The organism is Allobosea psychrotolerans (assembly GCF_002917105.1).
GTDB classification, from domain to species: Bacteria; Pseudomonadota; Alphaproteobacteria; order Rhizobiales; family Beijerinckiaceae; genus Allobosea; species Allobosea psychrotolerans.
The window spans coordinates 368,250-392,613 of the sequence record NZ_PQFZ01000005.1 but is presented as its reverse complement, the minus strand read 5'-3'; the positions used below and the strand labels follow the sequence as shown (position 1 = coordinate 392,613).

The 24,364-nt window shown below is 65.5% G+C and carries 23 protein-coding genes and 1 pseudogene; 14 read left to right on the top strand and 10 right to left on the bottom strand.

The annotated features are described in order from the left end of the window. Window positions 1–9 precede the first annotated feature (9 nt). On the top strand, window positions 10–924 hold the full coding sequence (locus CYD53_RS11870) for an MBL fold metallo-hydrolase (protein WP_103718326.1): 915 nt from the start codon (window positions 10–12) through the stop codon (window positions 922–924). A gap of 327 nt (window positions 925–1,251) precedes the next feature. Here the strand turns inward: CYD53_RS11870 and CYD53_RS11865 are convergent, their stop codons facing one another. The 7 genes from CYD53_RS11865 to CYD53_RS11835 form a co-directional block, all read right to left on the bottom strand. Continuing rightward, the gene (locus tag CYD53_RS11865) at window positions 1,252–2,058 is read right to left on the bottom strand and encodes an ABC transporter permease (RefSeq protein ID WP_103718325.1); all 807 of its coding nucleotides are present in this window, start codon (window positions 2,056–2,058) and stop codon (window positions 1,252–1,254) included. 74 nt (window positions 2,059–2,132) lie between these two features. Continuing rightward, the gene (locus tag CYD53_RS11860; RefSeq protein ID WP_103718281.1) at window positions 2,133–3,074 is read right to left on the bottom strand and encodes an ABC transporter permease; all 942 of its coding nucleotides are present in this window, start codon (window positions 3,072–3,074) and stop codon (window positions 2,133–2,135) included. A 35-nt stretch (window positions 3,075–3,109) separates the two neighbouring features. Further along, a complete protein-coding gene (locus CYD53_RS11855; protein WP_103718280.1) occupies window positions 3,110–4,702 on the bottom strand; it encodes an ABC transporter substrate-binding protein in 1,593 nt (530 codons plus the stop codon). A gap of 57 nt (window positions 4,703–4,759) precedes the next feature. Further along, a complete protein-coding gene (locus CYD53_RS11850; protein WP_103718279.1) occupies window positions 4,760–6,541 on the bottom strand; it encodes a M20/M25/M40 family metallo-hydrolase in 1,782 nt (593 codons plus the stop codon). Next, a complete protein-coding gene (locus CYD53_RS11845; protein WP_245928196.1) occupies window positions 6,522–7,988 on the bottom strand; it encodes an ABC transporter substrate-binding protein in 1,467 nt (488 codons plus the stop codon). The genes CYD53_RS11850 and CYD53_RS11845 overlap by 20 nt, the downstream gene beginning before the upstream one ends. A gap of 101 nt (window positions 7,989–8,089) precedes the next feature. After that, entirely contained in the window at window positions 8,090–8,872 is a 783-nt protein-coding gene (locus tag CYD53_RS11840; RefSeq protein ID WP_103718277.1) for a polysaccharide deacetylase family protein, read from the bottom strand. Next, window positions 8,869–9,708 carry a polysaccharide deacetylase family protein gene (locus CYD53_RS11835; protein ID WP_103718276.1) on the bottom strand — a complete coding sequence of 280 codons (840 nt, stop codon included), beginning with the start codon at window positions 9,706–9,708 and terminating at the stop codon, window positions 8,869–8,871. The genes CYD53_RS11840 and CYD53_RS11835 overlap by 4 nt, the downstream gene beginning before the upstream one ends. 214 nt (window positions 9,709–9,922) lie before the next feature. On the opposite strand from CYD53_RS11835, the gene CYD53_RS11830 reads away from it, so the two are divergent. The 4 genes from CYD53_RS11830 (at window position 9,923) to CYD53_RS11815 (ending at window position 14,957) form a co-directional block, all read left to right on the top strand. After that, window positions 9,923–10,711, top strand: coding sequence for an IclR family transcriptional regulator (locus tag CYD53_RS11830; protein WP_103718275.1), 789 nt, complete (start codon window positions 9,923–9,925; stop codon window positions 10,709–10,711). 9 nt (window positions 10,712–10,720) lie between these two features. Next, a complete protein-coding gene (locus tag CYD53_RS11825) occupies window positions 10,721–12,508 on the top strand; it encodes a M28 family peptidase (protein ID WP_210202333.1) in 1,788 nt (595 codons plus the stop codon). A 4-nt stretch (window positions 12,509–12,512) separates the two neighbouring features. Further along, window positions 12,513–14,357 (top strand): CocE/NonD family hydrolase, encoded by a 1,845-nt coding sequence (locus CYD53_RS11820; protein ID WP_103718274.1) that lies wholly within the window; start codon window positions 12,513–12,515, stop codon window positions 14,355–14,357. A gap of 354 nt (window positions 14,358–14,711) precedes the next feature. Then, window positions 14,712–14,957: a hypothetical protein gene (locus tag CYD53_RS11815; protein ID WP_103718273.1), complete on the top strand. Its 246-nt coding sequence runs from the start codon at window positions 14,712–14,714 to the stop codon at window positions 14,955–14,957. A 154-nt stretch (window positions 14,958–15,111) separates the two neighbouring features. Here CYD53_RS11815 and CYD53_RS11810 read toward each other — a convergent pair whose 3' ends face one another. After that, the gene (locus CYD53_RS11810) at window positions 15,112–16,008 is read right to left on the bottom strand and encodes a LysR family transcriptional regulator (protein WP_103718323.1); all 897 of its coding nucleotides are present in this window, start codon (window positions 16,006–16,008) and stop codon (window positions 15,112–15,114) included. A gap of 269 nt (window positions 16,009–16,277) precedes the next feature. Here CYD53_RS11810 and CYD53_RS11805 point away from each other — a divergent pair, with 269 nt between their 5' ends. From CYD53_RS11805 to CYD53_RS11785, 5 genes and pseudogenes are all read left to right on the top strand, one after another. Then, on the top strand, window positions 16,278–17,012 hold the full coding sequence (locus CYD53_RS11805) for an SDR family NAD(P)-dependent oxidoreductase (RefSeq protein WP_103718272.1): 735 nt from the start codon (window positions 16,278–16,280) through the stop codon (window positions 17,010–17,012). 49 nt (window positions 17,013–17,061) lie between these two features. Then, a pseudogene (locus CYD53_RS11800) lies at window positions 17,062–17,815 on the top strand (SDR family NAD(P)-dependent oxidoreductase). 32 nt (window positions 17,816–17,847) lie between these two features. Further along, complete coding sequence (locus tag CYD53_RS11795) at window positions 17,848–18,447, top strand: NADPH-dependent F420 reductase (RefSeq protein WP_103718271.1); 600 nt, start codon at window positions 17,848–17,850, stop codon at window positions 18,445–18,447. Window positions 18,448–18,500: 53 nt separating this feature from the next. Further along, window positions 18,501–18,914, top strand: a complete 414-nt coding sequence (locus CYD53_RS11790; protein ID WP_103718270.1) for a nuclear transport factor 2 family protein — start codon at window positions 18,501–18,503, stop codon at window positions 18,912–18,914. A 109-nt stretch (window positions 18,915–19,023) separates the two neighbouring features. Then, window positions 19,024–19,656: a class I SAM-dependent methyltransferase gene (locus CYD53_RS11785; RefSeq protein WP_103718269.1), complete on the top strand. Its 633-nt coding sequence runs from the start codon at window positions 19,024–19,026 to the stop codon at window positions 19,654–19,656. Between the two features lie 30 nt (window positions 19,657–19,686). On the opposite strand, the gene CYD53_RS30245 is transcribed toward CYD53_RS11785, so the two are convergent. Both CYD53_RS30245 and CYD53_RS30865 read right to left on the bottom strand, forming a co-directional pair. Then, the gene (locus CYD53_RS30245) at window positions 19,687–19,863 is read right to left on the bottom strand and encodes a hypothetical protein (RefSeq protein WP_181011824.1); all 177 of its coding nucleotides are present in this window, start codon (window positions 19,861–19,863) and stop codon (window positions 19,687–19,689) included. Between the two features lie 214 nt (window positions 19,864–20,077). Further along, on the bottom strand, window positions 20,078–20,203 hold the full coding sequence (locus tag CYD53_RS30865; protein ID WP_281261260.1) for a hypothetical protein: 126 nt from the start codon (window positions 20,201–20,203) through the stop codon (window positions 20,078–20,080). On the opposite strand from CYD53_RS30865, the gene CYD53_RS11780 reads away from it, so the two are divergent. The 4 genes from CYD53_RS11780 to CYD53_RS11765 all read left to right on the top strand — a co-directional run bounded on the left by CYD53_RS11780 (window position 20,160) and on the right by CYD53_RS11765 (window position 24,361). Then, window positions 20,160–21,077, top strand: coding sequence for a YeiH family protein (locus tag CYD53_RS11780; RefSeq protein WP_245928207.1), 918 nt, complete (start codon window positions 20,160–20,162; stop codon window positions 21,075–21,077). The two genes, CYD53_RS30865 and CYD53_RS11780, sit on opposite strands and share 44 nt — an antisense overlap. 9 nt (window positions 21,078–21,086) lie before the next feature. Next, window positions 21,087–21,995, top strand: coding sequence for a LysR family transcriptional regulator (locus CYD53_RS11775; RefSeq protein ID WP_103718267.1), 909 nt, complete (start codon window positions 21,087–21,089; stop codon window positions 21,993–21,995). A 396-nt stretch (window positions 21,996–22,391) separates the two neighbouring features. Further along, on the top strand, window positions 22,392–22,892 hold the full coding sequence (locus tag CYD53_RS11770) for a DUF305 domain-containing protein (RefSeq protein WP_103718266.1): 501 nt from the start codon (window positions 22,392–22,394) through the stop codon (window positions 22,890–22,892). An 11-nt stretch (window positions 22,893–22,903) separates the two neighbouring features. Then, window positions 22,904–24,361, top strand: a complete 1,458-nt coding sequence (locus CYD53_RS11765) for a YncE family protein (protein ID WP_103718265.1) — start codon at window positions 22,904–22,906, stop codon at window positions 24,359–24,361. Window positions 24,362–24,364 lie beyond the last annotated feature (3 nt).

Genomic DNA, 24,364 nt, shown 5'->3' with positions numbered 1-24,364 from the left:
CCACAAACGATGAAGACCTTTAATACCTCATCCGACGAAGGGCCGGGGCCCGACGACCTGGTTCCGTCGCGCTACGCAGTGCGCGTCGGCGACATCGATGTACTCGTGATCAGCGACGGCGTTCTGGAGCCGCCGGCCGAGTCGATGGCGACCAATGCCGACCCGGCGACCCGGAACGCCTGGCTCGACCGTTCATTCCTGGCGCATGATACATTCGATTGGGCACTGAATGCGGTCGTGGTGCGCAGCGGAAACCAGACCATTCTCATCGACAGCGGGATTGGTGGCGAAGTTCCGGACTTCACGCGGGCCGGGCTGTTCGGCCATCGACTGGCGGCCGCAGGCGTCGATCTGGCTTCCGTGACCGACGTGGTGCTGACGCACATGCACTTCGACCATATCGGAGGGCTGCTCGTCGAAGGGGTTAAGGAGCAGTTGCATCCGGACCTGCGGATCCATGTGTCCGCCGCGGAGGCCCGGTTCTGGGAAGCGCCTGATTTCTCCCGCACCGGCATGCCGCCGGCGCTTGCTGAAATCGCCAGAAATGCGTCGAAGCGCTTCTTGAAAATCTATCATGCCAAGCTGCGCACCTTCGAGCAGGAACAGCAGGTTGCGCCGGGGGTGGTCGTCACGCGCACCGGCGGCCACACTCCGGGGCACAGCGTGGTCCGCATCGCGTCCGGCAGCGACAGGCTAATGTTCGGCGGCGACGCCATATTCCCGGTCTCGTTCGACCATCCCGAGTGGCACAACGGTTTCGAACACGACCCGGAGGAGGCGACCCGCGTTCGGCTGCGCCTGATGCAGGAACTGGCGACGACCGGCTCCTGGCTGATATCCACGCATATGCCATTCCCATCCGTCGGCCGCGTGGCGGCGGAAGGCGAGCTCTTTCGCTGGGTGCCCGCCTGGTGGGACTACTAATCGGCCGGTCGGGGCGGGGCCAGGCTGGAGGCCGGCAGCGCCAGAGCGCCGAAGATCTCAACTGAACCCTGCCAAGTGCCGGGATTGCACGCGCTGCGCATCCTGACGTGGAGCCGGCCAATCACAGCGTCACATCGCTGGGAACGGACGGTTCCACCTCACGTAAAACGGATCTGAGGGATGCAGGCCAATCTCAGGCGTGCTGCCCGACGGCGTGGAATGCAGGTGCACAGGGACTGTCCGGTTTCGGGCAACCTCCCAATGTCCACTCCCGGCGCACCATGTTCAGTCGCTCACGCGGCAAGGCGGGTTCCGCGACGTCCTGATTCAATAGATGCTGCGTGGATCCAGCGCGTCGCGCAGACCATCTCCCAGGATATTCACCGCGAGCACGGTCGCAGAGAGGAAAGCTGCCGGGATCAGCACGATGTAGAACTTCAGCTGCCAGAGCGTCCTGCCCTCCGCCATGATGTTTCCCCAGGACGGCGTGATCGGCGGTGTGCCGGCGCCGATGAAGGACAAGACGGCCTCGGTCACCATGGCCGCCGCGCAGATATAGGTCGCCTGGACGATCAGGGGCGACAGGGAATTCGGCAGGATGTGGCGGATGATGATTCTCGGCGTGCTTGCCCCGGCTGAGATCGCGGCCTCGACATAGGGCTGTTCGCGCAAGGAAAGAACCGTCGAGCGCACAAGGCGGGTCACGCGCGGTATCTCGACGACGGTCAGGGCGACGATCACGTTGAGGACCGAACCCTTGGTCAAGGCCATGAGGGCGATCGCCAGGAGCATGGAAGGGATCGACATCAGGCCGTCCATGATCCGCATGACGACGACGTCGATCCGCTTGATGAAGCCCGCGATCAAACCCAGGAAGAGGCCGCCGATCGAGGAGAATACCGCGACGGAAAACCCGACCAGCAGCGAGATGCGGGCGCCGTACAGGACGCGCGAGTAGAGATCGCGCCCGAGCATGTCGGTGCCGAAGAGGAACTGGGCCGAGGGCTCCCGCAGCCGGCGTGCCAGCGACGTCGCGGTCGGGTCTATCGTGCCGAGCAGGGGAGCGCATATCGCGATCGCGACCATGACGATGAGCACGGTCGCGCCGGTCGGGATCGTCGGATGGCGCCGCATCTGGGTGAGGGCCGCCGAAAGCCGCGAGCCCTCCGGCTGCAACGCCGCGGCTCCGGCATGACATGTGGGTGAGCTCAATAGCGGATCCTCGGATCGACAAGCGAGTAGATGAGGTCCACGGCCAGGTTGACGAGCACGTAGACGAAGGAGAACACCAGCACGAGCCCCTGGATGACCGGGTAGTCACGGCGCAGGATGGCATCGACCGTCAGCCGCCCCATCCCGGGGATCGTGAAGACGGTTTCGGTGACCACCGTGCCGCCGATCAGGGCGGCGAAGCCGATGCCGATGACGGTGATGACCGGGACGGCGCCGTTCTTGAGCGCGTGGAGGAAGAGGACCTTGCGCGGTCCCAGCCCCTTGGCGCGGGCCGTCCGCACATAGTCCTGCTGCAGCACCTCGAGCATGGACGCCCGTGTGATCCGCGCGATCAGGACGATGTAGACGAAGCCGAGCGTGATCGCGGGCAGGATCAGCCGCTGCAGCCAGGGCCAGACCCCTTCGGAGAGCGGGGTGTAGCCCTGTGGAGGCAGCCATTGCAGCTTCAGGGCGAAGACCCAGGCAAGGATGTATCCGACCACGAACAGGGGGACCGAGAAGCCGACGACGGAGACGCTCATGATCGCGCGGTCGATCCAGCTGCCGCTTTTCCAGGCCGCGACCACTCCGAGCGGAATCGCCGTGCAGATGGACAAAAGAAGCGTCAGCAGCATGACCGAGACCGTTGGTCCCACCCGCTCCGCCATGAGTTTCGTCACGGGTTGGCCGGTGAAGACGGAATTGCCCAGATCGAAATGGACGAGCTGCCACAGCCAGGTACCGAACTGCACGAGGAACGGCTGGTCCAGGCCAAGGCTCTGCCTGATCCGCTCGACATCCGCCGCGGAAGCCTGGTCTCCCGCGATCATCGTTGCGGGATCGCCGGGCGCCAGGAACAGCAGCGAGAACACCGTCAGCGCGACGACCAGCATGACCGGTATCGTCGCGAGGATGCGCTTCAGGATATAAGCGAGCATGGAGCCAGCCTCCTCACAATGCAGGGACGGCCGGATCAGCCGCGGCGGATGTTCCAGAACACCGTGGCGGTCGGCACCCGATCGACGAGGTCTTTCTTGAGCGCGGTCTGGCGGTAGACGGCGCCGAGCGGAATGGCCGGCAATTCGTCCATCGCGACAACCTGCATGTCCTGCGCGATGCGCTTGCGGTCGTGGACGGATGAGGCGTTGAGCCAGGCGTCGCGGAGCTCTTCCAGCTTCGGAATGGTGGGCCAGCCGAACCACGCATTGCGCCCATTGCCGCGCAGCATGATGTTGGTGCCGGGATCGACGAACCAACTCCCGGGGAACAGCCAGCAGCTCAGCGACCAGCCGCCCTTGTCGACCGGCTCTTCGGAGCGGCGGCGCTGGGCGACGGAGGCATTGTCGAGGAGCGCGATGTCCAGGTTCAGCCCGAGCCTGCCAAGCATGTCCGCCGCGACCTGGGCCAGCGGCGTGGTGGAAGCGGGGCTGTCGGCTGCGCCAAGCAGACGGACGCGCTCGTTGGCATAGCCCGCCTCCTTCAGAAGTTGCCGGGCCTTTTCGATACTGCGCGGACCCTTCAGCGCCTCGAGGCCGGCATCGCTGGCCAGCGCCGTGCCGGGCGGGAAGAAGCCGCTGCCGGTGGCGAAGTTCTGCGGGTTGGTCCCGGCAACGGACATGCAGAATTCGGCCTGGTCTATGGCGGGGAGAAGCGCCTGGCGGATCTTCTTGTTGTTGAACGGGGCATGGAGCGCATTGATCCGCATCATCGCCATCGAAGGAATGTCCTCGAGGCGCGGGAGATCGATATCCTTGAAGCCGGCGAGCAGCTCGACCGTTTCGGAGGTCGGGCCGCCGATCCAGTCGACATCGCCCGTCTGGAGGGCCGCGGCGGCCGTCGCGGCGTCGGGAATGCGGCGCCATTCGACACGCTCGAAATGCACCATCTTCGGACCGGCGGTGAGGCCGCGCGCCGTATTGGGCGTTGGCCGGTAGCCCTGGAACTTCTCGAACACGGCGAGATTGCCGAGCTGGAACTCATCCGCCTTGAACTTGAACGGGCCGGAGCCGGTCCGGTCGGTGATCTGCGTCTTGACGTCGGTCTGCGCGACCCGTTCGGGCATGATGAGGGGCACGGGAGCGCTGAGCTGCCCCAGCACCGCGGGCAGGATCGGAAATGGCCGCTTCAGGCGGAAGCGCAGCGTCCGGTCGTCGACCGCGACGAGTTCGTCCGTCAGTGCGAACAGCGTCGCGCCCATGGGGGCCACCTGCGACCAGCGCTTCAGGCTGGCGACGCAATCGCGGGCGCGGATCGGCACGCCGTCATGGAAGGTGATGCCGGCGCGAAGCGTGATCGTGCAACTGCGACCGTCGTCGCCCCAGAGCAGGCCCTCGGCAAGCTGTGGCTGCGGCTGGAAACTGGCATCCAGCCCGAACAGCGTATCGTAGATCATGTAGCCATAGTCGCGGGTGATATCGACCGTCGACCACATCGGGTCGAAGATCGTGAGGTCCGTGTAAGGTACGAACCGAAGCACCTTTTGCCGGGATTGCTGCGAAAGTGCCGGAGCGCTGATGCCGGCCAGTGCTGCGGCGGCGCCGGCCTTCATGAAACGACGTCGATCCATGCTGGTCCCCTGTTGGTTTGCGCGGCCCAAGGGGGCAACGCGGATTGGTCGAATGCGTCAGAGCGCGTCGCCGCGTGCGGCCTCGACCAGCTCGATGGCCTGCGAGAGGCCGTGCGCAATGCGATTGGCGCGCTGGCGCAACTGCACCCGCGCCATTCTGGCGGCATCGGCGTCGAGGCGATCGAGCGTCAGTGCCGCCGCCAGCCCCGGCAGGATGCGGCTGGCTCGGCCGAGGTCGAACTCGAAGGCGCTGCGCGCGTGATAGAGAACCGGATTGAGGTGGCGCCCGAGCCGCAGCAGGAGCCGGTCGTCGGCTGCGGTCGGCGTCCAGCCGGCGAGCGCATCGGCCAGTCTCTCGGCGAGGCCGGTCAGGCGCGCGATGTCGGCAAGCCCGGGGGCGGCCTCGCGATAGGCACGCAGGCCTGCGAGCACGTCGCCCGCCATGGCTTGGGGGCTGAAGGGCAGGGCCGGCGCGTCGATCAACCCCGCGACCAGGTTGCGATAGATCAGCGTGTCGATGGCCAGGACATCGGCATCCATATGCTCGATCGTGTCCTGATCGGTGTGCCACCACCAGGCCAGCCCGCTGCCGTGGAGATGTTCGGGACTGGCGGCCGGGAGAAAGGCGCTGACCTGAGCCGAAGCGAGCCCGATCCCGCTGAAGCTCTGGTCCGAGTTCCGCGCCGAGCGCCGCGGATCGACATAAGGATCGAGGCGCTTGACCGAGCGGTCGACGAACTCTTCTTCCTCTTGCGTCTGCTTGCCGACCGTTCCGTCAAGAACCTGCCGCACGTAACCGGCCAGTTCGGCCGTGGTGTTTCGCAGGGCCTTGGTCGTGCCGCCGCGGCTGCCGACGATGTCGACATTGAGATAGGCGATGGCGTCGCGGTAGAGCGAGTCGCGAAATGCGTCGGCATACCAGGACGAGCCGGCATACCCGCCCTGTTCATGGCCCGTCCAGAAGGCGAACTTGATGCCGTAACGGGGCTGGGGCTGCTGCTTCAGCAGCCGCGCCAGCTCGATCAGCAATGCGACGCCGGCCGTGTTGTCGGTCGCCCCGTCGCCCCATGTGCAGTAATGCGCCCCGAGCAGGACATAGCCCGGCTCGCGCCCTTCGATCTCGCCGAGGGGTTGTCGGGCGGCACGCCATTCCGTGCGGATGTCGCTGGCCATGGTGACCTGCGAACCGCTTGCGATGGCCTGCTCCAGAACGGCCGAGGCATCGCGCGAGACCTGAACGGCGGGCACGCTTGGCAGCAGGGCCAGATCGGCAGGGCCTGTCGGCGCCCCCCAAAGCGGCGACGCCTGGACGTAATGGCGCTGCGGGCCATGCGAGATCGCGATGACACCCAGTGCGCCGGCGCGCTGCGCGCTGATGCAGGCGTCGTAGCGCGGCAGGCCGTCGATCACCAGAAAGGCGCCCTGCAGGTCGCCCGGCGCCAGAGAACGGGTGACGCGACCCGTCAGATTGTCGGCGGGAGCGGTAAAGGCGGAGCCGTTGGCCGGAAGCACGCTGTCGCCGAGCGTCAGAGACGCTTTGACGGGCCAGCTGACAAAGGCCTCGAGCTCGAGGACCTGATTGGCAACGCCGGCGGAGGTCAGCCGCTCGCAGATGAGGCTGCAGGCGGTCGCGGCGCTGTCCGATCCCGGCAGTTTCCGGCCGAGCGCGGACAGGGTGGCCACCGTCTCCTGCAACCTCTGCGTGGAGATGCCGGCAGCTTTCGGGTCGGTGATCATCGCGCGCGTCTTCTGGCCCTCGGCCGTCATGATGGTGGAGTTTGCGGAGCCATGGCCGGGCAATCGCTCCGGCCATCGCTGGTCATCGAGCGACAGAGACATTCCAGTAGCGCGGCTTCTGGCCGGCCCAGGATTGGAATCCGGTGACGCTTTTCCGGAAGGCCACCGTGGTGGCGCGCGTGCCCCACACGACGAGCGGCGCTTCCTCCATCTGCAGGCGATGCAGCTCATCGTAGAGCGCCTGCTTGTCCTGGTTCTCGTCGGCAAGGACGAGCTTCTTCAGGAGTTCCTTCGAGGTCGGGCTGTCCCAGACCTTGTCGGCCTGGCGCCCCTTGTCGCCGGTGAAGCGCTCGATGATGAAGAGCGGATCGAGGTAGGGCGTGAGGTTCCAGACCATCATCTGGTAGCGCCCGCTGTAAAAGCGCTCGAACTGCGTCGCGAATTCCAGGATCTCGACATCGACGTTGAGGCCGACGGCCTGCAGCATCGACTGGAGGTAGATCGCGGTATCGCCCATGACAGGCGATGCCTTGCTGGTGATCAGAACAATGCGCTCGCCCTTGTAGCCCGAGGCCTTGATCAGGGCGCGCGCCTTGTCGGGATCGTATTCGGCGCCGCTGCGCTGGACCTTGCCGTAGTATTTGCTCGTCAGCGGGATCAGCGACGCAGAGGCGATGCTGTCATCGTCCAGCACCGCCTTGGCGAGGCTCGACCGATCGATCGCATGGCTGATCGCCTGGCGGATCCGCGGATCGGCCAGCATCGGATCGCGGGACTGCAGCGGGATCGTGTAGATGCCGGCGACCGGTGTGGTTACGACCGTGACGTTCCTGTCGCTGGCCAGGTCCTTGATCGAAGCCGCGTCGACATCGGTCCAAAGATCGAGCTGGCCTTGCAGGATGCCGAGCTTCGCAACCTGCGCGTCCGGAATGAGAGTGATCCGAACCTTCTCGAGCTTGGCTTCCTTGGCGCCGGAAAGGCCGTCCGCAGGTTCCGTCCGCGATTTATAGTCGGCGAACTTCGTGAGCTCGATGAACTGGCCCTTGCGCCACTCGGTCATCCTGAAGGGGCCGGTACCGATCGCCGTCGCCCAGTTGCCGTTGGCATCGACTGCATCGGGATGAGCGATGCCGGTGGAATCGCAATCCGCGCGGGCCATGGCGCTCAGGAAGGAGCCGCTGGGCTCGGCGAGCTGGAATTCCACCCGGTGGTCGTCGAGCGCCTTGACGGACTCGATCTTCGTCGCGTTCGTCCCGTTGAAGGCGCCGCGGCAGGGCCACGCGGATTTGGGATCGAGGAAGCGCTCCCAGGTCCAGACGACTTCCTTCGCGGTCAAAGGCGCGCCGTTGTGAAACGTGATGCCGTCGCGGAGCGTGAAGACATAGGTCCTGCCGTCGGCGGAGGTGTCGATTTTTTCGGCCAGCATCGGGGCCACGCTTCCGTCGGCCCGCCAGGCGACCAGGCCCTCATAGATGTTCTGGAGGACACTTCCCGTTGCCGTGTCGGGACTGCGCCCCGGCATGACGCCCCGGATGTCCGATGTGAGCATCGTCCGAAGCGTCTGGGATGAGGCAGGACCTCCGGTTGCCGCGAATGCGGTCAATCCGAGGACGAGGGCTGCGAGGGCACGCATCTCAATCTCCGATCATGTCAGGGTGCCGGCACGACGGCGGTCGCGCGGAAATGCTGTGCCAGCCAGCTGCAGAGGACGGGTTTGGCTCCCTGCTCCCCAGCCAGCTCGACAAGGCGCCGGATCAAGGGCAGGCGCGCGGCGCGGCCGACGCCGATATCGGCACGTGGATGGAAGGTGAGGCAGGCATAGCCATCGACCGCGAGCAAAGCCGTGAGCTCCTCGCGGATGAGTTCTTCGGCACGGTCCTGCGTGACGCGCCGGCGGAAATGCGTAGCGTCCGTCAGGCCTTCCGAAACGGGCAACTCGACCATGCGCTCGCCGCCATGAACGCCCAATCCATAGGGGCTGTCATCGTCGAGGAAGCTCGAATCGTAGAGATAGCCGAGGCTTTGTAGGATCGGGATCGTGTCGGGGGACAGGGTGCCGGTCGGAGAGCGGAAACCGCGCGGCGGCGATCCGCTCAGGCGAAGCAGGGTCTCATGGGCCTGGCCGATGGCGGCTGCTTCCGCCGCGCGACCCAGCGCCGCGTGGTCCTCGAACGCGCGTCCATGACTGGCGATCTCGTGGCCGTCCCGCAGGCAGCGTTCGACCAGGTGAGGCAGCCTTTCCGCCTCCATCGCCGGCCAGAAGAAGGTCGCGGGAAGCCCGTCGTCGCGCAAGGCATCGAGTAGACGGGCAAGGCCGATGCGATAGGTGTAGCGGCCATGGGCATCGCGGCCGAACAGTTCGGCCTCCGGAATGCCTGCAGCTTCCGGGCCGATACCGTGCACATTCACGGTGATCAGCAGAGAACCGGTCATGCCCGTGGCTCCTTCCAGCGGGACGGCTCGCTCAGGCAATATTCCGCAAGGTCGCGGCAGGTCATGAAGCGGGTGCCAGGCGTCGCTTTGGCATGGGCCAGGAAGCGGTCGACCGCTCCCGCCCGCGCCGGCGTGCCTGATCCGCCACCCGCCCGGGGATGCACCGTGAGGTGAACGTAACCGTCGCGGTGGAGCGCGGCGTCGAACTCCTGCACGAAGTTGCGCTCGACCTCCGCAGCCGAAGCCCCGCCCGTGAAATACATCGGGAAATCGTCGAGCGAGACAGTGTTGTTCGGCAGGATCATGAAGCCATCCTCCAGCAGATAGGGGATGTCCTCGTCCTTCTCGCTCGCGTCGTAGATATAGCCGAGGCGTCGCAGCGTCGGCAGGGTCAGCCGGCTCTTGCGTCCGGACGGCGAGCACCAGCCGACCGGTTCCTGGCCGAAGCCGGCGAGGATCCGATGGGTCTTTTCGAGCAGCTCCGGCTCCCTGTCACCAAGGTCGAAGCCTTCGTGCTGGTAGCCATGGGCTGCAATCTCGTGCCCCGCTCGCTGGATCGCGAAGAATGGCTCCGGCCAATGCTCGGCGTCGTAGCCGCAGCAGAAGAAGGTCGCCTTCACGCCATGCCGGTCGAGCATCTCCAGATAGCGGTGGATGCCGCGCCGGAGCGCGTAACGGCCGCGGCTGTGAATTCCGAGCGCGTTTTGCCCACGGCCGGCTTCGACGGCGGGGCCGTCGACATGGATCGTGACGCAGACGACCGCTCCGGCCTTGCCGGGCCAGCGGACCCGGCCGGCTCGGTCTTCTGCATCCTGGGCCAGTGCATCTTGGGCCATCGGCTCTTCGTTCCCTGCGATCTCGATGGCGCGGCCCGTGCCGGGTGAGCGCTGCCAAAGCTCGATTTCGAGGGAGCTTGCGTCGGACTCGTGTCGATGTCAAATTATTGAACCATTGGTTCATCTAGCGAACCAATCGGCGTTGTGCTAGGAGCGAACTTCACGAGAGGGTGGCCCCGTCGGTTCGGGGCTGAACAGAAGAAGAGCGCCCAAGATGAGAGCGTCCCCGCCAAAAGAGATCGAGAAGTACCGGGTCGATGCGGTCGATGCCGCGCTCGGCGTTCTTCAGCTCATTGCGGAGGCGCCAGACCTGGGTCTTTCCGAGATCACGCGCCGTTCAGGGCAGAGCAAAGCCAGGGTGTACCGACTTCTGTGCAGTCTCGAGGCCAGTAATTTCATCAGCTCGACAGCCGAAAAGCGAACATATCGGCTGGGTTTGGCCGCATTGGCGATCGGGAATGCGGCTGAGCGACAAATCGACATCGCGCGGATAGCAGGCCCCATTATCGCGAAGCTCGGAAGCAGCACCGGCGAGACGGTCCAGCTGCGCGTTCGCGATGGCCGAAACAGCCTTTGCGTGGCGGGCTGGGAACCGGAAAGGGCGGTGAAGGTGCTGGCGGGCATTGGCGGCAGCCGGCCGATGCATGCCGGTTCCGGTGTGGTTCTTCTGGCCTTTCAGGATGAAGCCTTTCGAGAAACGCTTCTCAGCGAGCCGCTGAAGGCGTTCACGGAGCGGACCTGCGTCGACCCTGATCGGCTTCGGCAGGTGCTCGCGAATGTTCGCAGCCAAGGTTTCTATGTCAGCCATGGCGAGGTGAGCCCCGACCTGATTTCGATTTCCGCGCCAGTGATGGGCCCGGACGGCAAGATCATCGCGACGATCCACATCGGAGCGCCCACGGGGCGGGTGAGCGAGAGCCTTCTTCCCACTCTTGTCGAGACTGTTCGCAGTGCGGCCCGGGAACTCTCGGCGCTGCTCGCGGCATCAAGAAACCCCGGCTGAGGAGTAGGCTTGCCCTTCCATGCAGACGTCAAAGACGAGGATGCCATCACCATGGCTTTAGCAACGCAAACCGAAGGCGACCTGGAACCGGTGCTTGTCGATAAAGTATCTGCGGCCGGCATGATGACCGGGCTGAAAGCACTGGCCCAGTGGTCCAAAGTGGCGGGAACCGCGGGGGAAGCCTCCAGCTTCGCCTGGCTCGAGGAGCGGCTCGATCAGCTTGGGCTGAAAACCGAGCTCATGGCTCACGACGCGTATATCAGCATTCCCGGCCCTGCTCGGCTCGTCGTCGGGGGGCGATCCGTGACGGCGATCACGCATTCGATGTCGCTTTCCTCGCCGGCCGGTGGTCTGACGGGGGCGCTCGTCGATCTTGGCGAGGGCGCTCGCACAGCCTTCGCCGAACGAGACCTCCGCGGCCGAATCGCCCTGGTCAATGGAATCGCAAGTCCCGGCATAGCCCTGCTGGCCTCGCAGGCGGGCGCAGCGGGCGTGGTGCAGATCAGCCCTCACCACTTGCTGCACGAGATGTGCATCTCGCCGATCTGGGGCAATCCGTCTGTCGATACGCGCTCGGCCCTGCCGAACGTCGTCGTCCTGACGATCAGCAATGCGGAGGGCGAAGCCCTGCGGAACGCGCTGAAGGCTGGCGCGGTCGAGGTCACGCTTCATGCGGACGTGGATACCGGCTGGCGCAAGACGCCGCTTCTCGTCGGCGATCTGCCGCTTGCCGACGATCCGCAAGGGCCTTTCATCCTGCTCTCATGCCATGTTGACACCTGGTTCAACGGGGTCATGGACAACGGCTCCGCCAATATCGCGATGCTCGAGGTCTTGCGACTGTGCCTGGAGCAGCGGAAGGCGTGGCGCCGGGGCATTCGCATCTGCTTCTGGTCCGGGCATTCGCAGGGGCGCTATTCCGGATCGGCCTGGTACGCGGACCATCACTGGGCGGAACTCGACGCGCGCTGCGCCGCGCATGTGAATCTCGACAGCCCCGGCGCGATCGGCGCGAACGATCTGACCCGGACCGGCTCGGCCGGCGGACTTTTTGGAATCGCCGCGGCTGCGATCGCGGAGGAGACCGGGCAGGAACTGGCCGGGCGCCGCAAGGCGCGCTCGGCCGACGACTCCTTCCCGGGGATCGGTATTCCCTCGGTCTTCGGCAGTCTCAGCCTGCAAGAGCCGAGCGCTCTCAAGATGCGCAATGATCTCGGGTGGTGGTGGCATACCGAGCACGACCTGCTCGACAAGATCGATCCTGCCTTGCTGGTTCGCGACGCGCGGATCGTGCTGCGCGTCGTGCTGGAACTTCTGACGCGAGAGCGGTTGCCGATCGATTACGCCAATCAGCTCGGCGATCTCGCCGGTGAATTGGCCAGGCTCGAGGATCAATTGAACGGCGCGCCGCGTCTTGGTCAGGCGCTCGGCAAGGCCAAGACCCTCGCACTCGCCCTTTCCGCGTTCGACGGAATGGCGCTCGATGCGTCGACGCATGATCGCGCGGTCATGAAGCTGAGCCGCATCCTCGTGCCGCTTGACTACACCAGAGGGGATCGCTTCGTTCACGATCCCGCGCTCTCGCTACCGTCGTGGCCGATCCTCGATCCGATCCGGCGGCTGGTCTCCAGTGCAGCCGGCGACGCGGCCCGGTTTGCGGAGGTGGATGCGGTGCGTGCGCTCAACCGGCTGACCCACAGCCTCACCGCAGCATCGAGCCTCCTGGCGGCGGCATCCCTGGCCAAGCCGTCGAACGCGGCGGCCTCGCACTCCTCCACCGACTTGGCAGGAGCCTGACAGGATGGGTACGGCGGCTTCAAGCGGAGAGCCCAGGCTGCTCCGGGACGTTCTGGTCACCATGCGGGACGGCATTCGCCTCGCCACCGACGTCTATCTGCCTGCGGGACGAGACGGGCCTTTTCACGCGATCCTGGAGCGCACGCCATATGGAAAGCATCTGGCGTCTCGCTCCGAGCTGACGGTCGGCAGCGATCGGCCGATGAGCCGGAGCGAGGTTGCGAAGGCGTTTTGCGAGGCCGGCTATGCCGTGGTCTTCCAGGATTGCCGTGGCCGTTACGGCTCCCAGGGCGAGTTCACCAAATACCTCTCCGAGGCGCCTGACGGCTACGACACCATCCACTGGATCTCCGAACAGGAGTGGTGTTCCGGCAAGGTCGGCACGATGGGCCTGTCCTATGCCGCCCACACGCAACTGGCGGCGGCCTGCCTGGCTCCGCCGGCGCTCTGCGCGATGATCCTGGATAGCGGCGGTTTTTCGAATGCCTATCGCTGCGGGATTCGGCAGGGCGGGGCCTTCGAGCTGAAGCAGGCAACCTGGGCGTATAATCGCGCGAGCGAAGGGCGCGCCTGTGCGGATGATCCCAACCTGCGCGCCGCTCTGGATGCCGAAAACATCATCGATTGGTTCGGGCGCATGCCGTGGAGCCGCGGCAATTCCCCGATCCGGTGGGAGCCTGAATACGAGAGCTACCTGCTGGAGCAATGGCAGAACGGGTCGTTCAGCGACTATTGGAAGGCGCTCGGCATCTATGCCGCCGGCTCTTACGACCAGATCCCGGACATCCCCATCCTGCTGATGTCGAGCTGGTACGATGTCTATGTTCCGACGACTTTCGAGAATTTCGCTGGCCTGAGCCGGGGGCAGTATCGGCCCGAACTCGTGATGGGCCCTTGGACGCATGGCAACCGCACGCATCGGGTCTTCGGCGACGTCGATTTCGGCCCGGCAGCTCCTTTCGACGGCAATCTCGCCGAGAATTGGCTGCGCTTCCGGATCGACTGGTTCGATCGCCGGCTCAAGCAGGCAGGGCCGACCGGGGAAAACCCTCCCGTGCGCCTGTTTGTAATGGGGGGCGGATCCGGCGTCCGGACTCCCGCGGGACAGCTCGACCATGGCGGGCGTTGGATGGAGGCCGAGAGCTGGCCGCCGCCACAGACTCGCGAGACCGCCTTCCACCTGCGCCCGGACGGCATCTTGTCGGTCGATGGGCCAGCCGCGACGGCACAGGCGATCACCTATGATTTCGATCCGCGCGATCCCGTTCCGACGATCGGCGGGGCGCTGACGAGCGGCCAGCCGGTCTTCGAAGGCGGCGCCTTCGATCAGCGCGAGGACAAGCGCTTCCTCGGATGCAGGACGCCGGGCCTGCCGCTTTCGGCGAGGCCGGACGTTCTGATGTTCGAAACCGAGCCTTTGCCGCGGGACGTCACTTTCGTTGGGCCGGTCTCGGTCCATCTGTGGGCCTCATCCGATGCGCCGGATACGGATTTCACGGCCAAGCTCATCGATGTTCATCCCCCCAGCGCGGATTATCCGACCGGTTTCGCGATGAACCTTAGCGATGGCATCTTCCGCTGCCGCTATCGCAAGTCCTGGGAAGAGCCGGAGCCGATCCGTAATGGCGAGATTTTCAACATCGTGATCGAACTGTTCGCCGTGGCGAATCTGTTCAAGGCCGGACACCGGATCCGCCTCGACATCTCGTCGTCCAACTTCCCCAAATTCGACGTGAACCCGAACACCGGCGCAGCGGAAGGCAAGGGGCGCACCAGCAACGTAGCGCGCAACACGGTGCATCTCGGACCCGGAACGCCGTCGAGATTGGTCTCGCATGTCGTGGCGTGAGACGATGCGTTTCGCTCGCTTTCAGGTCTGAAAGCTCACCAACCGAAGCAGGCATGTGGCGCAAAGCCGGCAATGCCGCTTCCAGGCAAGTCGCCAATGTTCGCTCCTGGCGCATCGCCGGCATCGGGCAAACCGGCTTTCAGGCAATCCTGGCGCAAGCCCAAGATCATCACGCGTGCTCGCCGATGGGCGGGCAGGGCGCGCGCCGCACGGTCATTGCGGCGGTGCGGCACACTCTCGGCGAGACCAGGGGCAGGGGCCAGCTACCGGGCGATCGCGTAGAAGCGACTCGTCTTCCAGCGCTTGGATCGCTAATGTAGCGGATGTGAGGTTGCGTAGCGATGAGGTGGTGTCATGCCCAACGCCGACGCCGTGACGATCTCGTCTTATGAACAGCGGAAGGCTGCTGTGCTGCGAGCTGCACAGCTCATCTCGTCACCGAGGAATTCCGATGGTGAGCGGGAATTCGAGATGCTGACCGAGGCTATCGCGGAGTTCGATATCGGTCAGCAAGCGCTCGACTTCATCGAGCTCCCGCCGGCTTTCATGCAGTTCCTCTCCAGTGGGCATCAGGGCCGGGTTTCGAGCAGCCGTCGCTGAGACGAAAAAGGGCTGTTCGGGACCAAAGCGATCGTGGCGAAGTCTGCGGCGGCAGCCCGTCGTCCCAGGGGCATGGCCGGTCCAAAGGCTCCGATCTCAATGTCCGCCTGCAGACACCCGTCCACTGCAGGCGTCGCCGGCGAGCTGCCGGGCGTCACTCGCGCGATCCGGACAGCCCCGCGAGAAGCGGAGCGTATGCGGCGAGCCTGCGGGAGATGAACTCGGTGAAGAGCCGCACGCGCTTCGTCTTGCGCGCCTCGCCTTGCGTGAGAAGCCAGAGCGTCCCATGCATGGGCAGGCCGGTACCCGGCACCCTCACCAGGAGAGCGTCGGCATCTCCGACGAAGCAGGGCAGTTTCGTCATGCCGATCCCTTGCCGTACAGCGACGATCTGCGTCTCGGCGTCGGGGGTCCTGAACGGAACTCCCGTGGTGTGAACCTCTCCCTCGCGCGCCCAGACCGGGAGGCCATGATTGTCTATGACGATCCACCGGATGGGATCAGGCGTTCCCGCACGCCACGCGGCCAGTCGATCGCGAGACATGTAGACGCCGCTGAACAGCTCCGGCCCCTTCAGGCCGTGAAGATTGAGCGGCAAGGTCTTGCGATCGCCGACGATGCGGATCGCAACATCGGCCTCTCGGTTGGTCAGATTCGCCACTTCGCCGGTCGACACGATTTCCATCTCGATATCCGGATGGAGGCGCGCGAAATCGGCGAGATCCGGCATCAGCAGGTGCGTCGCGAGGAAGGGTGGCAGCGTCACCCGCAGAAGCCCGCGGGCGCTCTGGTCGCGCCCGAAGATACGCGTCTCCAGCTGGTGCGACGACGCTTCCATCTGGTGGGCGAGTTCGAGAACCTCCTCGCCCGCAGCCGTCAGGCGGTAGCCCGAAGGCAGCTTTTCAAACATCTGCGCCGCAAGGCGGTCCTCGAGCTGGGCGATGCGTCGCAGCACGGTGGAGTGGTTCACCTCGAGGTGCTTGGCAGCAGCCCGCACCGAGCCTCCGCGCGCCACGGCAAGAAAATAGCGAACGTCATCCCAGTCGATCATGGTGCATTCCAGCACCACTGGGGTGCGCCTCCAAAGCCCTGGCTCATCGCAGGGCAGTTCAGGCTGTCATCGTAGCACAAGCCGGCGAGCGCGGCCCAAATCCGATTGGCGCAACCTTATCGTCTCGCCTGGCGTTGGCCCCTTACTGGATCGTTTCTGCACCACCGATATGCGCGCCTCGCCACTCAGCGCCTGACCTCGGCGGACCCATGTTCGGGATCTCGGGGAAGCCCCCCATACCACGGCGAAAGCCTGGAAGGATCCATGACATGACCAGATTGAATGGAAAGACCGCCGTCATCACGGGCGGAGCGACCGGCATCGGCCTGGCCTCGGCAAAGCGCTTCATCGCGGAGGGCGCCTTCGTCTTCATCTATGGCCGCCGGCAGGCAGCACTCGATGCGGCCGTGGCCGAGCTTGGACCCAATGCCCGGGCGGTGAAGGGCTCGGTCTCGAATGAGGTCGACCTCGACCGCCTCTACGCGGCAGTGAAGGCCGAGCGCGGAAGCCTCGACATCGTCTTCGCCAATGCCGGTGCGGGAAGCCCGCTTCCGCTCGGCCAGATCACCGCCGAGCATATTGACGAAGCCTTCGACACCAATGTGAAGGGTACGATCTTCACGGTCCAGAAGGCGTTGCCGCTGATGGGCCCGGGCGGCTCGATCATCCTGACCGGATCGAGCGCCGGCACCACGGGCGCCCCGGGGTTCACGGCCTACAGCGCGAGCAAGGCCGCAGTCCGCAACCTCGCGCGGAGCTGGGCGGAGGATCTGAAGGGCACCGGCATTCGGGTCAACGTGCTGTCGCCCGGGGCGACGGCGACCGAACTTGCGAAGCAGGCATTGGGCGAGGCGGGCCAGAAGGCCTACGGCGCGATGACCCCGCTCCAGCGCATGGCCGATCCGGCCGAGATCGCGGCCGTGGCTGCCTTCCTCGCCTCGCCGGACAGCAGCTTCATGACAGCCAGCGAAGTCGCCGTCGACGGCGGCCTGGCCCAGCTCTGACCCTCACCTTGGCCCAAGCCTGGCCCACGCACAACGAAGGATAAACACCATGAAAAAACTTGCAGGCAAGATCGCCGTCATCACCGGCGGGAGCAGCGGGATCGGGTTGGCCACGGCCAAACGTTTCGTGGCAGAAGGCGCACACGTCGTGATGACCGGGCGACGCGAGAAAGAGCTGAATGAGGCCGCTGCCCTCATCAGGGACAACGTGACGACGGTCGTCGGCGACGTGGCGCGCCTGGACGATCTGGACCGGCTCTACACCGTCGTGAAAGAGAAGCATGGTCACATCGACATTCTCTTCGCGAATGCGGGCGCGGGGACAATCGCTCCGCTCGCGGCAGCGACTGAGGCTCATTTCGACCAGACCTTCGACGTGAACGTGAAGGGGCTGTTCTTCACCGTGCAGAAAGCCCTTCCCCTCTTCCGGGACGGCGGTTCGATCATCCTCACCTCTTCGGTCTCGAACGTGATGGGGCTGCCAGGCTTCAGCGCTTACGCCGCGAGCAAGGCGGCTGTGCGCAACTTCGCGCGCGCTTGGACGCTGGAGCTGAAGGACCGCAAGATCCGGGTGAATTCGATGAGCCCCCGGACCGATCGAGACCCCCGCTTTGGCGACGACGACGGGCCTCACAGCTGAGCAGGCCGAGCAGGCGGCCGCCCAATTTGCCTCGCAGGTCCCGATGGGTCGAAGGGGCCAGCCAGAGGAAATCGCGGCCACCGTCACCTTCCTCGCCTCCGATGAAAGTTCCTACATCACCGGCGTGGATCTCGCGGTGGACGGTGGGCTGGCGCAAGTCTGACCGCCGACATCACGCAAGATCGGAGCAACATCATGAGCTACGCCATTATCGGCTTTGGCCATATCGGCCAGGCCCTGGCCAGGGCGTTCGCCCGCAAGGGCATCGACGTATCCGTCGCAACCACGCGCGACCCGGAAAGCTTTGCAGCCGATGCGGCCGCGATCGGGCCTACGATCATTGCCAAGACGCTGGCGGACGCGCTCAAGGCGGACATCATCTTCTTGGCTGTTCGTTTCGCGTCGCACCCGGATGTCGCCAACGCGCTGCCCAGCTGGCAGGGCAAGACCATCGTCGATGTGACCAATGCCTACGGCGTGCCCCCCGAGGAACTGGCAAAACAGCCTTCTTCCAAGTTCATCGCGCAGGCTTTCTCCGGGGCAAGGCTGGTCAAAGGTTTCAACCATCTGATCGCTGCCACCCTTGACCAGGATCCGGCCGTGCATGGTGGCAGGCGGGTCGTGTTCCTGGCGAGCGACGATGACGCTGCCGCAGCGGAGATTGCTGCGCTCGCGGACAATCTCGGTTTCTCGCCGATCAAGCTTGGCGGGCTGTCAGAAGGCGGGCTGCTGGTCCAGGCGCGCGGAAACAGCTGGGGTCAGCTGATCTTCAAGGACCTGGTCAAGTTCGACTGAACACGACGCGCCTGCCGGCAGGGTCACGATCCATGCGACATGGAGACATTCCCGTGAGTATCGAAAAGAATATCGAGACCGTGAAGGACTTCTTCGCCGCGATCGGCCGCGGCGACAGGGAAGCGCTGCTGGCGCTGACCGCCGAAGACATCGAGTGGATCATTCCCGGCAAGGACTGGCCGCTGGCCGGAACGCGCCACGGACATGCCGGGCTGGCGGATTTGCTCGAGACGGCATCCACCTCGACGGAAACCTCCACGGAACCCCGGGAGTTCGTGGCGCAAGGAGACCGGGTCCTCGTCGTCGGGTTCGCGCGGGGAAAGATCAAAGCCACGAACAAGGCGTTCGAGGACGACTGGATCTTCGCCATCACGCTCCGGGACGGCAAGCTGGCGAGTATCCGGGAATACATCGACACGCAGGCCCTGGCCCGGGCCTCGCAGATGGGCGCCTCCGGGCCAGGCTAGCCTGTCCCGCTGCCGCCATCGGCTCGGGGCGTAGCCGGTGAATCAGCCGCGGATTGCCCCACGCGCATGCCGCCTGCTCATCATAGGCCCAACCGCAAAGGAGATTGCGATGTATGACCAATCCAAACTATCCGAGTTGATCGAGTTCGCCCGCATCGAGGCGGGCTCCACCGTGATCGACGTGTACCCAGGCGACGGCGACTGGACGCGCCTCTTCTCCGACATCGTCGGACGGGAGGGGCGGATCTACAGCTTCGTGCCGGCCGAAGTCGCCCACTTCAAGAACGACCCGCTCGGCCGCATGCAGGCGCTTGCGAAGGAGCCGGGCCGAGAGAATGTCGAAGCCGTCTCGGCGGACCTCATAGCGATGCCAGAGGTCACGCAACCAGCGGATGTCCTGTGGTTGCACCTGTTCTACCACGATCTCCACACCGCGCTGATGCAGGCCAAGGGCGCGACGGCGGCCGATTTCAATCGAGCCGTCTACGAGCGGCTGAAGCCCGGTGGGCGCTACGTCATCGTCGATCACGCCGCCGCCGCAGGCGTGGGCACGAGCGACGCCCAGTCGCTGCATCGGATCGACCCTGCCTCCGTTCGCAGGGAAGTGGAGGCGGCCGGCTTCGTGCTGGACGCGGAAAGCACCATGCTCGCGAACAAGGACGATCCGCACGCGATCAAGGTGTTCGATCCCGCGATCAAGGGCGAGACCGATCGCTTCGCCTATCGGTTCGTGAAGCCCTGACAGGTCCCGGCGCCCACCCCCAAGCGAATGTCAGGAGGCCGGCTTACCAGGCAACTGCAGAGCGCTGACGCATAGCGCCGCCTTCGCGAAGAATGCGGCGGCGCGGAAGCGGACGTAGAGCGCACCCGCGGGCGTCAACACCGCCCTCGCCACGCCGGCTGCGAGTGCATGGATCGCCAGACCGGTCGCCGCGAGCTGCGGCGGCACTCAGAAAGGCGATTCACTGAAGAGGCACCAGCTGCACTAAATCAGCAAAAATATCGATCGTTTCGACGAAAACAATAAGTTGGATCGAACGATTGCCGGGATGCGATCAGTTCGGGAGCTGAAGGAGCCCCGTCATGATCGGATCAACCTCAACTCTCCATCCCCGTCACGCAGTCGGTGAAGGCGGGTCTCGCGCGCAAGCGGACATCGCAGATCACGCCGCCCGGAAAGCGGCGATCTGGCCGGGCTTGCTGCTGACGGCGTTGATCGCAGCGGCGTCATTCGCGCTCAGGCAGGTGCCGGGCGTCGGAAACTTCAGCCCGATGATCCTGGCGATCATCATCGGCATCGCCTTTCACAACCTCATCGGCACGCCGACGCGGGCCAGGCCCGGCGTGACGATCGCACTGCGCAAGCTGCTTCGGCTCGCGATCATCCTGCTCGGCCTGCAACTCACGGCGGCGCAAGTGGTACAGGTCGGCGTCGACGGCATCGCGGTGATCGTGCTCACGCTGGTCGCGACCTTTCTCTTCACGACGGCGCTCGGCAGACTGCTTGGCGTCGAGCGCAAGCTGGCGGAGCTGATCGCCGCCGGCACCTCGATCTGCGGCGCCTCGGCGGTGATTGCAGTCAACACCGTCACCAATGCGCATGACGAGGATGTCGCCTATGCGGTCGCCTGCGTCACCGTCTTCGGCTCGGTCGCGATGTTCGCCTATCCGCTGCTGCCGGGCCTGCTGCATCTCGCACCGCATGCCTACGGCCTGTGGAGCGGCGCCTCGATCCATGAGATCGCTCAGGTCGTAGCGGCCGCCTTCCAGGACGGGCAGCAGGCCGGCGAGTTTGGCACCATCGCCAAGTTGTCACGCGTCATGATGCTGGCGCCGGTCGTGATCGCGCTCGGCTATGCAACCGCGCGCCGAGCACGCCACGCCGGTCATGGCGTCAGCCAGGCGAGGCCTCCGATGCCCTGGTTCGTGCTCGGCTTCGTCGGGATGGTCGGCGTCAACAGCATTGTCAGCGTCCCGGCTGAGACGAAGTCGCTCATCGTCCTCGCCACGACCTTCCTGCTCTCCATGGCACTCGCGGCGATGGGGCTCGAGACCGACATCCGCAAGCTCAAGGCGAAGGGCCTGCGCCCGCTCCTGCTCGGCCTTGTTGCTTTCCTCTTCATCGCCACGTTCAGTCTGGCGCTGGTGAAGCTCATGGCCTGAGGAGGCGCCGTGACCCTCGAACAACTCAGGATCTTCGTGGCCGTGGCCGAGCGCGAGCACGTCACCCAGGCCGCCGGAGTGCTCAACCTCACGCAATCGGCGACGAGCGCGGCGATCGGGGCGCTGGAGAACCGGCATGCGGTGAAGCTGTTCGACCGAATCGGCCGCCGCATCGCGCTTACCGATGCCGGCCGGCTCTTTCTCGCCGAGGCGCGGGCCGTCCTGGCCCGCGCCGCCTCGGCTGAGGCGGTGCTGGCCGATCTCGCCGGCCTGCGGCGCGGCCGGCTTGCCTTCGCCGCCAGCCAGACCGTGGCCAACTACTGGCTGCCGCCGCTGCTGCACCGTTTCCGCACGCGCTATCCCGGTGTCGAGACGCCGGTGACGATCGGCAACACGCAATCGGTGGCGCAGGCGGTCCATGACGGCTTCGCCGATCTTGGCATCGTCGAAGGCGAGATCGACGACCCGCATTTGGCGATCGATCCTCTCGCCGAAGATCAGATGGTGCTCGTGGTCGGCAGGGGCCATCCCTGGGCCACCCGGCGCATTGTCGAAGCGGCGGATTTCGGTGAGAGCGCATGGGTGCTGCGCGAGCCCGGCTCGGGCACGCGCCGGCTGTTCGAGGACATGCTGTCGCGCGCTGGCCGCACGCTCGATGAACTCGTGGTCGTGCTCGAACTGCCGTCGAACGAGGCGGTCAGTACGGCTGTGACGGCAGGAGCGGGGGCGACCGTGATCTCGCGCCTCGTGGTCCAGCCTGTGCTGCAGGCAGGCGATCTGGTCGCCGTCGAGGCGGAGCTGCCCCAGCGCCGTTTCTTCGTCCTGCAGCACAAGGAGCGCTATGTCAGCAGAGTAGCGGCGGCTTTTCGCGACCTCATCAGGGAACGCCGCACCACGGCTGGGCCGCGCGAACAATAAGCCGTGCAGTTCGGGAATAACCGCGCACGGCCCGAGCCCACTCTGAGAGAACCGCATGGCCCTCCCGAGAAATCGGACCATGCAGCAGAGAGTCCTTCCGCGTCTGGCGACCTGCGCCATCGGCGGGTTGTGTGCGTCAAGTTCTGCAAAATCGGTTGGCTGCGACGGCGACATCGCGGCTTGAACCGGGGGCGACGCCCGATGCCGGATCAGGCGCGGCAGAATGCACCGTGCTGCGCCGGTGCTGGCGTTTGTCTCGACGCCTGATCGCGAGGCAGGCGCTTTCGCTCGACGGACGGAAAGGCATCTCCGGAAAAAAAAACGGAGGCGGGGGAATAAATTGATCAGGCCGGAGTCTGCCTTCTCAAGAGCCCATTCTTGCGAAGGAGATCTTCCATGCGACGCCGAAGGCCGTTTCTGGCTGCCCTGATTGCCGCCGCCATGGCGGGCGGCGCGGCCGGCGCGCAGCTTGCGAAGGCGGATGATGCGGCGGCGAAGCCCGCTGATGCGGTGGCCGCCGAGGCGCCGTACCTCGCCGAGAACAATACCGCCATGGACAGGATGATGGCGGCGATGGAGGTGAAGCCGAGCGGCGACATCGACGCCGATTTCGTGGCGATGATGAGCCCGCACCATCAGGGCGCCATCGACATGGCGATCGCCTATCTGCGCTACGGCAGGAACGAGCAGCTCCGACGCCTGGCGCAGGAGATCATCGTCGAGCAGCAGCAGGAGATCGCGGCGATGCAGCTTGCGCTCGGCAAGCCTGCTCCCGCCTCAGTGCCCGCCCCGACCCAGCCTTCCCCATCCGCCCCGATCGTGCCTGCAGCCGCAGCCGCGAGCCACCATCACGACCACATGGGCGCGATGTCGCTATCGCCTTCCCCCCAGAAGTAGGAATCGTCCCGATGAAGACCCGTATCCTCGCCGGCCTGCTCGCGAGCAGCATTCTCGCCGGTATCGCCCCGGCCTTGGCCGGGCAGGCGCCCTTCGCCGCCTCGTCCCCGAACATCCCGGTCAGCAGCCGCGACCGCGTCTATGCGGCCGAGCAGTTCTCCAACACCGTCTCCGTCACCGACCCGGCGACCAACACGCTGCTCGGGGTGATCAGGCTGGGCGATCCGCAGCCCGGCAATTTCAGCCCGCTCTATCGCGGCCAGGTGCTGGTGCACGGCATGGGTTTCTCGCCGGACAAGACGACGATCGCGGTCGTCTCGATCGGCTCCAACTCGGTGACGTTCATCGACACCGCCACCAACACGGTGAAGCACACCACCTATATCGGGCGCTCCCCGCACGAGGCCTTCTACACCCAGGACGGCAAGGAGGTCTGGGTCACGGTGCGCGGCGAGGACTATATCTCGGTCATCGACACTGCGACCTATGAGGAGAAGACCCGCATCAAGGTGCCGAACGGACCGGGCATGCAGATTTTCTCGCCGGACGGCAAGTACGGCTACATCTGCTCGTCCTTCGTGCCCGAGACGGTCGTCGTCGACGTGGCGAGCCACCAGATCGTCGGGCATGTGAAGCAGGAAAGCCCGTTCTGCCCCAACATCGCGGCGACGCCGGACGGCCAGCAGGTCTGGTTCACGCTGAAGGACATCGGCAAGACGCAGGTCTTCAATGCGCTCCCGCCATTCGACCTGATCAGGACGATCGACACCGGGCCGATCACCAACCACGTCAATTTCGCCGCCAATGCGAACGGCACCTTCGCCTACATCACGATCGGCGGCCTGAACCAGGTCAAGGTCTACCGCACCGACACTTTTGAACAGGTCGCGACGATCCCCGTCGACAAGCTGCCGCACGGCATCTGGCCCTCGGGCGACGGCACGCGCATCTATGTCGGGCAGGAGAACGCCGACCGGCTCGCCGCCATCGATACGCTGACCAACAAGGTCGTGGCGCAGGTCCCGATCGGCCAGGCGGCGCAGGCGGTGAACTATGTGCCGAACGCCGTGCCGGAAGGCGACGGCCTGGCCAATCTCCAGCCGCTCGGTCTCGCCGGCCAGACCCTGCATCTCGCGCTGACGCCGGTCGCCGGCAAAAGCGAGGCCATGCCGACCAGCGTCTCGCTGTTCGACCAGGGCTTGCTGCAGGTCCTGCAGGCCTCCGTCACCGGGCTGGGGCCTAAGAAGCCCTATCTGCTGGCGCTGTCGAACAGCCCCGAAGGCAAGGGTGAGATCGAGCCGATCTCGGCCTTCATGACGAACCCGGCCGGCTCGGCCATCGTCAACGCGACCGGCCCGATCCGCCAGATCGTGCGCAGCGACGCCAAGGCCGAGCGGCGCTACTTGGTGATCCTCGAGGGCACGGCCGCCCAGCGTGGTGCCGTCGTGCAGAAGCAGGTGCTGAACTGAACC

Excerpts from the sequence above, each read along its gene's own strand:
- CYD53_RS11870 (WP_103718326.1), top strand. The coding sequence starts at position 10 with ATGAAGACCTTTAATACCTCATCCGACGAAGGGCCGGGGCCCGACGAC.
- CYD53_RS11865 (WP_103718325.1), bottom strand. The coding sequence starts at position 2,058 with ATGCGGCGCCATCCGACGATCCCGACCGGCGCGACCGTGCTCATCGTC.
- CYD53_RS11860 (WP_103718281.1), bottom strand. The coding sequence starts at position 3,074 with ATGCTCGCTTATATCCTGAAGCGCATCCTCGCGACGATACCGGTCATG.
- CYD53_RS11855 (WP_103718280.1), bottom strand. The coding sequence starts at position 4,702 with ATGGATCGACGTCGTTTCATGAAGGCCGGCGCCGCCGCAGCACTGGCC.
- CYD53_RS11850 (WP_103718279.1), bottom strand. The coding sequence starts at position 6,541 with ATGTCTCTGTCGCTCGATGACCAGCGATGGCCGGAGCGATTGCCCGGC.
- CYD53_RS11845 (WP_245928196.1), bottom strand. The coding sequence starts at position 7,988 with ATGCTCACATCGGACATCCGGGGCGTCATGCCGGGGCGCAGTCCCGAC.
- CYD53_RS11840 (WP_103718277.1), bottom strand. The coding sequence starts at position 8,872 with ATGACCGGTTCTCTGCTGATCACCGTGAATGTGCACGGTATCGGCCCG.
- CYD53_RS11835 (WP_103718276.1), bottom strand. The coding sequence starts at position 9,708 with ATGGCCCAAGATGCACTGGCCCAGGATGCAGAAGACCGAGCCGGCCGG.
- CYD53_RS11830 (WP_103718275.1), top strand. The coding sequence starts at position 9,923 with ATGAGAGCGTCCCCGCCAAAAGAGATCGAGAAGTACCGGGTCGATGCG.
- CYD53_RS11820 (WP_103718274.1), top strand. The coding sequence starts at position 12,513 with ATGGGTACGGCGGCTTCAAGCGGAGAGCCCAGGCTGCTCCGGGACGTT.
- CYD53_RS11815 (WP_103718273.1), top strand. The coding sequence starts at position 14,712 with ATGCCCAACGCCGACGCCGTGACGATCTCGTCTTATGAACAGCGGAAG.
- CYD53_RS11810 (WP_103718323.1), bottom strand. The coding sequence starts at position 16,008 with ATGATCGACTGGGATGACGTTCGCTATTTTCTTGCCGTGGCGCGCGGA.
- CYD53_RS11805 (WP_103718272.1), top strand. The coding sequence starts at position 16,278 with ATGACCAGATTGAATGGAAAGACCGCCGTCATCACGGGCGGAGCGACC.
- CYD53_RS11795 (WP_103718271.1), top strand. The coding sequence starts at position 17,848 with ATGAGCTACGCCATTATCGGCTTTGGCCATATCGGCCAGGCCCTGGCC.
- CYD53_RS11785 (WP_103718269.1), top strand. The coding sequence starts at position 19,024 with ATGTATGACCAATCCAAACTATCCGAGTTGATCGAGTTCGCCCGCATC.
- CYD53_RS30865 (WP_281261260.1), bottom strand. The coding sequence starts at position 20,203 with ATGATCGCCAGGATCATCGGGCTGAAGTTTCCGACGCCCGGCACCTGC.
- CYD53_RS11770 (WP_103718266.1), top strand. The coding sequence starts at position 22,392 with ATGCGACGCCGAAGGCCGTTTCTGGCTGCCCTGATTGCCGCCGCCATG.
- CYD53_RS11765 (WP_103718265.1), top strand. The coding sequence starts at position 22,904 with ATGAAGACCCGTATCCTCGCCGGCCTGCTCGCGAGCAGCATTCTCGCC.